The organism is Robiginitalea sp. (assembly GCF_049588695.1).
GTDB lineage: Bacteria > Bacteroidota > Bacteroidia > Flavobacteriales > Flavobacteriaceae > Robiginitalea.
Genome location: NZ_JBAVZJ010000646.1, coordinates 1 through 4,534 on the forward strand (window position 1 = coordinate 1; position 4,534 = coordinate 4,534).

Below are 4,534 nucleotides of genomic sequence, written 5' to 3' on the forward strand. Positions count from 1 at the left end.
CTGCCTATCGGGATGAAAACATCGACATTTTCGTATCGGATCTTATGACATCCATTAAACACACCTATCCTGAGGCCAGCATCAAGAAACAACAAACGGGCTCCAATATCTACACTGCCCTTTACGAAGCCTGCCTGACGACCCATGATGTGATTCTCTACGCCACGGATGGGCATAACGGAGATGTTTTTAACCCGGATGATGCTCAGGTCTTCTCTGAAGGCCCCCCGTGTATCTTCCTGAATGTATACAACAATACGGGTAAAGGATTTAAGCAACTGGCCGAAAACACCACAGCTACAGTATTACCAGCTGAAGACCAGGCCCAGGTCATTACCGAAGTTCAGTCAATAATAGCAGATAAAGAATTCCCTCCCTATACCATTAACTATCAGAGTTTTGATCGCCAGGCTGCCCATGAGGTAAAAGTCTCCCTTGGAAATACTGCACACTCGGCTTCGGACAATTTCACATTCACACCCTCTCAGGGAATAGCGAATGGCAATCGACTCATCGGTTTGTACCTGGAGGTGAAAATAGGCCGTGAAAGACCTGTGAGAAGAACCCTGGCCGGGTGGGATGACAAACTACGGTTTCAACCAGAGAAAGCCAACGAAATGGCCGATGCGGTACACGAGATGTTGTTAGGGAATGCCACGCTTGCCTTTGAAGCTGCCGGGGCCAGTCTCTCTACCCGTGCATCGGAATACCTGAGGGCCCGCCTGCCCGACAGGGCCTGGTACAGTGCCCTGCAAAAAGAGGATTACGACACCGCTTTGGAAGAATTGAAAAAAGGGCGTTTTACCTATCCGCCAGTACTCCTGAGTTTAATGCAACCCCTTGCCGGTTGTATTACCCCGGAGAACATTACCTACCCCACCGGGATCCGCATCGGAATACTCAAATTCAAACCTGCATTATATAGCAAGGAGTCCAAAATCAGTTTTGACTACCTGCCTACTTCTAAATATCAGAGCTTGACGCGTGATGGTCTCGGGTATTTCAGGATGACCATGGAAAAAACCGCCCAAATGGCCTTTCTTGAAAACCTGCATTTTGATACGAGTACCATCTCCGAGCTGAAAAGCCAGACCTTGCAGGTAAACCGCTCTGTTGACGGTGCCGGTAAAACAGAAATCAAAAAACAGGTAGCGGATTTCTCGTATTGGCAGGAACACATATTCAGAGGTCGTGATTTAAAACTATTTGACGGCTCCTTAAAGGAAAAATCCTATTGGCAAATCCATCCTCAATTTGGTGAACTCTATGGGATATTAGAAGACGGTACGGGAGGAGGTGGAAGCGGTCAGATCGCGCAGCTCCATGAACTGGATCGCGTTGTCAAAGGTTATGAACGGATTGTCGCGATGATGAATTATGGGATGGCCGCTACTGGCACAGGAGGCTTTGCACTCGGGGTTGTCGCAGCTTACAGTATTGCACTGGTCAAACTCTACGCAGGTGCCACGGAGGCTATAATCATAATGGATGCTATTGGCCTTGACGATGCCGCAAAAGAAGCGCTTTTGGAACTCGGCTGTAACGTCTATAAGAATATTGTTTACGGGGGTCTGGGGCCTGTGGGGACAATTCTTGATGGTGTTGAAAACCTGATGACGATAATGGGTAAAAGCGTTTCCTTCCTGTCCTGTCCTTAAATGCAAGCCGTAATACTATAACTCTATTGATTTTAACCACTAAATACTACACTATGAAAACACAGTCAACTATTTTAAGTCCTTTTTTTGCGCTCCTTTTTGCGCTAAGTGCATCCTTCTCCGGGTACAGCCAGGCAGAACTTTTGGGATTGAACATATATAAGACCAATGAGTTGAGTCCCAGAACGAAGCTAAACCTGGTCATCCCCATTGCAGAGGGGCAGACGTATTTCCGATTGAATCTTAAAGAATCGACCTTCACAAAATTCCAGGACGATACCGGTTACGACTTCCTGGCGTCGGGAAAAGGGTACCTCGCCGCCGAATCCTACGAAGCCTTTAACAGCTACAATTCAAGGGTGGATTTTAACCTGTCTTTTGAGGGTACTCCAGCGAAAGGCGCCCGGGAATTAACCCTGGAGGGGGTCTTTATCCTGGAGGTCGAAAAAGAGGGATCTGAAGAGGTGCGCACAAAACTGAAAATGCCCGGGGATAATGCCAGCATCGTCAACGCCACAGATCACGGGAGCATGGAAATCTGGAATGACGGAGAGGCCACAACAGGTACGGAAACTTATATGATTTACAGGATCGCTTCCGCCTTACCCGTAAAATCGGTGACTGTCAACGGGGGAGATGATACCGAGGAGGCCAACGCCCTGGGCCTGGGCATAGAGGCTACCCAATTTGTTTTTAAATCACAGCCTGAAGAAATTGATGTTACCTTAACCTTAGGGCAGATTGAAAAAGTTGAAATCCCCGTGAAAATGACCTTTGGAGTCGGTTTTTGAATTCCAATGTCCCGAGTTAAAAAAAGCGCGGGCCTCCCCTGTTTTTATTTCAGGAGGTGGCCCGCACTGCTTTTTGTATTACTGCCCTTTGATGTAAGGGGCCCCGGCCTGTTCAAATTTACGGGCCAGTGCGGGCACCATCTGATCTGAAATCCGGGTGACCTCCGGTTTCAACTCATTGAGCATCGCCCGGGCAGTTTCCATACTGCGCTTGTGCAAGGGGGTCGGGCCATAGGTGGTCGAGAGGCCGCGACTTGCCGTACCCAAATAGGACTGGGCAGAAGGAGGATTGCGCTCGCCGATCTCATTTCGGGCCGGGCTTCCCTCGGCTTTAATTTCAAGGGTACGAAGGGCTTTCTCCAGGTCATGCACATCTGAGGCCAGGCTTGCCGGGGAACCCTGTACCCTGGGAAGGGCTTTCTGGAATCCTTTAAGCGCGGTTTCGGCCTCGTCAAACTGGTCGCTGAGCATCTCAAATTCGCGTTGCAGCCCTTCGAGCTCCTGCCGGTATGCATTGTAGCTCGCGTAGTCCATACCCCCGAGTGTTCCTTCCCGGATAGGTTTTACCTCAAAACGCACTTCATTGCCCAAGGGGGTAACCGCGCCTTCCTTTTCAAGGGCCAGCGCAGCCGTATACATCCCCGGGGTAGCCAGGGGACCGCGATTCCACCTTCCGCCACCGCCACCCGATCTTTCAGGGTCTATGGCCCGGGTACTGGCATGGCGCAGGTCCCAGGCGAGGCGATGTGTTCCCTTTTCGGCCTTTTCCTGGAGATGGCGGATCACATTGCCCTGGGCATCCTTTATGGTAATCCATACCCTGGCAGGTTGTTCACTGTTCTCTGCGTCCAGTGCATCATAACCCGGGAATGGGATATCGCCCCCATCTTTGCCCGCTTCCTTTTCAGCTTCTTTTCGTTTCTCCTTAGCTGTCGCAAAATCCCCGGAAAGATGGTAGGTAAAGACTGCCCCGAAATCCGGGTTCTCCGCCAGGTAAAAATCAGCCCCCGTATTCCCCAGGTTACTTCTCGGCACATACCATTTGGCGGTGCGGGGTGTGTAGAGCCTGCCTTCCTCCTTGAGAGCTGCAGGAGTCATTTCCCTCAGGGCACTGTAATCATCCAACACATAAAAACCCCGGCCAAAAGAGGCAGCCACCAGATCGTTTTCCCGTTTCTGGATCACCAGGTCCCGGAAACTCATATTGGGAGTACCGGGTAACTTTTGCCAGTTTACCCCACCGTTTAAAGAGGTGTACACCCCAAATTCAGTAGCGAGAAACAACAGGTTTTTATCTACATGATCCTGTACGATCCGCCATAATAATGTACGATCCGGGAGGTTGGAAGCCATGGATTTCCATGTCTTTCCCCGGTCTGTACTTTTGAAAAGATAGGGTTTGAAATCGCCTTCTTTATGGTTATCCAATACCACATACACCGTGTTTTCATCGTGAAGGTCTGCCTTGATGTCATTGACAAAACTGCGCGCGGGCAGACCCAATCGGGTTACCGGAATCCGATCCCACGAATCGCCGCCATTATCGCTTACTGCAATAAATCCGTCATCCGTTCCCGCATAGAGAAGCCCCTCCTGCATGGGAGATTCACTTAAGGAAGTGATCGTGTTATAATTGGACATCGCTCCTACATCCCAGGCGTTGTCCCAGGATTGCTGCCGGCCCATGATCGGCAATTCCAGCCTCTCTTCATTCCGAGTGAGGTCCTCGGAGATGGCCGTCCAGTCGTCCCCCCGGTTTTCAGATTTCCAGACCCGGTACGATGCAAAATACAAGCGAGCCGGATTGTGGGGGGAAACCAGTATGGGGGCATCCCAGTTAAAGCGCTCGTGGGGGTCACCCTTAAGGGCCTGGGGCTGGATAAATACCTGTTCCCCGGTAACCAGATCCACCCGGTGTAACCCACCCTGCTGGGTTTCGGCGTAAACAATATTATTGAATTCCGGGTCGGTTGCCGATTGATGACCGTCTGCAAAGAGGGTCTTGTACCAATGTTTGTTGGCGATTCCCTCCCTTTCATCTGTGGCAGAGGGGCCTCCTGCAGATCCATTGTCCTGGGTTCCCCC

The 4,534-nt window shown here is 50.7% G+C and carries 2 protein-coding genes and 1 pseudogene; 2 read left to right on the top strand and 1 reads right to left on the bottom strand.

Going from position 1 to position 4,534, the window contains the following annotated elements:
* Both WBV75_RS14730 and WBV75_RS14735 read left to right on the top strand, forming a co-directional pair.
* Positions 1–1,658 (top strand): hypothetical protein (locus WBV75_RS14730; protein ID WP_424121339.1); only part of this gene is annotated, 1,658 nt, incomplete at its 5' end.
* A 53-nt stretch (positions 1,659–1,711) separates the two neighbouring features.
* Positions 1,712–2,449 (top strand): hypothetical protein, encoded by a 738-nt coding sequence (locus WBV75_RS14735; RefSeq protein ID WP_424121340.1) that lies wholly within the window; start codon positions 1,712–1,714, stop codon positions 2,447–2,449.
* A 78-nt stretch (positions 2,450–2,527) separates the two neighbouring features.
* Here WBV75_RS14735 and WBV75_RS14740 read toward each other — a convergent pair.
* A pseudogene (locus tag WBV75_RS14740) lies at positions 2,528–4,534 on the bottom strand (glycosyl hydrolase); the annotation flags it as partial.